The organism is Rhizobacter sp. P1_G5, assembly GCF_056405435.1.
In genome coordinates this window covers 1-2,960 of record NZ_JBFUCB010000704.1, presented here as the reverse complement: position 1 = coordinate 2,960, position 2,960 = coordinate 1, and the positions used below count along the sequence as shown (strand labels likewise).

Sequence of the window (2,960 nt, the reverse complement as noted above, 5' to 3'; positions counted from 1 at the left end):
GCGCTGGATACCGTGCCAGCAATCCAGATCGTGCTGGGGCTGCTGACCTTGCCGGTGCTGGGCGTCGCAGGCCTGTACCGCACGGTGGTTCGCTACATCGACCTTCGCGTCGTGGCAGCGGCCAGCGGCTCGCTGGCCCTCGTCGTGCTCGGGGTGTTCAGCCTGGCGCTGCTGATGAACGTGCACGTGCTGCCCCGCTCGGCGCTGCTGATCTACTGGTTCGTGGCGTTCACCTACGTGATCACATCACGCTTCATTGCCCGCCAGCTGCTTCGGCAGGGGCTGAAGAACCCGGGGCGCCCGCGCCTGCACACCATCATCTACGGCGCCGGCGACGCCGGCGTGCAGCTCGCGCAGGCGATGCAGTTCAGCACCGAATACCGCGCCGTCTGCTTCCTGGACGACCGCATCGACCTGCACCACAAGACGGTCGCGGGACTGCGCGTCTATGCCCCCTCGGCGCTGGACCGTGCCGTGGAGCGCCACGACGCTGCATTGATCGTGCTGGCGATGCCCTCGGTCACCTCGTCGCGCAAGCGCGACATGATCAAGGGCCTGGAAAGGGTCGGCCTGCCGATCAAGATGCTGCCGGGGCTGGTCGAGCTGGTCAACGGCCAGGCCGAGGTCTCGGACATTCGCGAACTCGACGTGGCCGACCTGCTCGGGCGCGACCCCGTTCCGCCACAACCCGACCTGTTCGCCCGCAACATCGCCGGCAAGACCGTGCTGGTCACCGGCGCCGGCGGCTCCATCGGCAGCGAGCTGTGCCGCCAGATCCTCTCGCAGAAGCCCGCGCGACTGGTCCTGCTGGACCATTCCGAGTTCGCGCTCTATTCGATCGAGCACGAGTTGCGCCATTCGGCGTCCACCGGTGGCGTGGAAATCATCCCCTGCCTGGGCTCGGTGCTCGACGAATCGCTGATGCTCGCCACCATGCGCCGCCACGGCGTGCAGACGGTCTACCACGCTGCAGCGTACAAGCACGTTCCGCTGGTCGAGAGCAACGTCCAGCAGGGCTTGCGCAACAACGTCTTCGGCACGAGGATGGTGTGCAAGGCGGCGCTGGCGGCCGAGGTCGAGACCTGCGTGCTGATCTCCACCGACAAGGCAGTGCGGCCGACCAACGTGATGGGAGCCTCCAAGCGCACCGCCGAGCTGATCTTCCAGGCGGGCGCCCAGCGCGGCGGCCGCACCGTGTTCTCGATGGTCCGCTTCGGCAACGTGCTGGGCTCATCGGGTTCGGTCGTGCCGTTGTTCAAGCGGCAGATCCACGCTGGCGGCCCGGTCACGATCACGCACCCGGACATCATTCGCTACTTCATGCTGATCCCGGAAGCCGCGCAGCTGGTGATCCAGGCGGGTGCCATGGCCCGGGGCGGAGAGGTGTTCGTGCTCGACATGGGCGAACCGGTGCGCATCGCCGACCTGGCCCGTTCGATGATCCGGCTGTCGGGCCGGACCGAACGCACCGCCGAACAACCGGACGGCGACATCGAGATCAAGTTCGTCGGGCTGCGCCCCGGCGAGAAGCTGTACGAGGAACTGCTGATCGGCAACGAAACCGTGCCGAGCGGCCACCCACGCATCCTGTGCGCACGCGAGCGCTACATCGACTCGCCGCTGCTCGACAAGATGCTCGACTCGCTGCGCACGGCATGCGACGCCGATGACCACGACGGCATGCTGCGCCAGATCACCAACCTGGTTCCGGAATTCCGCTCGGCCGACGAAGTGAACAGCGAAGTGGCGGCTGCCCTGCAGCAGCGCTGATCAGGTTTGCGGCCCCGCCACCGGCTCGGGTTGCAATTCATGGTGGCTGGGCACGGTCAGGACCTGCAATCCCGTACGCCGTGCCAGCTCGATGGCCCGCTCCCGCTGTTGCGCCGTGGCACCCGGCATCGCGACGATCACATGCGTGGCACTGGCACGGATGTGGGGACGGGCGAGGTCGTCCAGGCTGCCGAGGACGCGCAGTCCCGCCACACGATGACCCCGCTTGTTCGGATCGTCGTCGAGCAGGCCGATCACGTTCCAGCCGTCGCGCAAGTGGATGCCGGCAATGAGGCGCCGCGCCGCATTGCCGGCACCCAGCACGATGGCGTGGCGCGGCTCGCCTCCGGCGCCATTGACGCGTGCCTGCGCATGCTCGCCCAGCATCCGGTAGCTCATGCGCAGCAGGCTGAGCGCCAGCAGCGCAAAGAGCGGATGCAACAGCAGCACCGCCCGCGGCACGCCGACCAGCTGCGCCATCATGACGACGACGGCGCTGCCGAGGCCGGCCAGCAGGCAGGCGGCGGCAATGCGCTTGAAGTCGTCGAAGCCATAGARGCGCCACAGGCCGCGCCGCACACCCGTCAGCTGCAGGCCGGCCAGGTAAGCCAGCACCACGCCCGCGGCCACCCAGTCGTCATACACAGGCCGTCCCGGCTGCCAGCGCTCGAAGCCGAGCCGGAACAGGTAGGTGAAATGCCAGCAGGCGAGGATCACGATGCCGTCCGCGGCCGTCGCCAGCCACTTGCGCCACGGATCCAGGCCGGACATCTGGCGGTCCAGCCAGCCCCACACTTTGCTGTCGTTCATGAGCAGGAGACTCCGGGTTGAGCGCAGCGGCGGTGCGAACACCGTCCGCAGCGTGAGGCCGAGCACGCGCAGGTCAGTCCCGACCGTCGCGGTGTCGACATACTCGAGCGCGTACTGCAGCTTGGAAGGAAGGATGACCTCGATGTACTCGCGTTCGGGATCGGCCGCCTTCGCGAGCAGGTCGTTCTCGTCGCGGTAGTGCAGCGATGCCGCATCGGTGATGCCCGGGCGCACGCTCAGCACGCGCTCGCGCGATGCGTCGGGGTAGTGCTCCACGTAGCGCGGCACCTCGGGCCGCGGGCCCACGAGGCTCATCGTGCCGCGCAGCACGTCGATCAGCTGCGGCAACTCATCGAGCTTGTACTTGCGCAGCACCTGGC

Annotated in this window: 2 protein-coding genes and 1 pseudogene; 1 reads left to right on the top strand and 2 read right to left on the bottom strand. The window is 67.9% G+C overall.

The window, feature by feature from the left end; all coding sequences use genetic code 11:
* Positions 1-1,770, top strand: a 1,770-nt coding sequence (locus AC1D12_RS29770) for a polysaccharide biosynthesis protein (protein ID WP_477844815.1), incomplete at its 5' end; no start/stop codon positions are given.
* Here the strand turns inward: AC1D12_RS29770 and AC1D12_RS29765 are convergent.
* Both AC1D12_RS29765 and AC1D12_RS29760 read right to left on the bottom strand, forming a co-directional pair.
* Entirely contained in the window at positions 1,771-2,580 is an 810-nt protein-coding gene (locus tag AC1D12_RS29765; RefSeq protein WP_477844817.1) for a nucleoside-diphosphate sugar epimerase/dehydratase, read from the bottom strand. It lies immediately after the preceding gene.
* Positions 2,581-2,619: 39 nt separating this feature from the next.
* Positions 2,620-2,960, bottom strand: a pseudogene (locus AC1D12_RS29760) (sugar transferase); the annotation flags it as partial.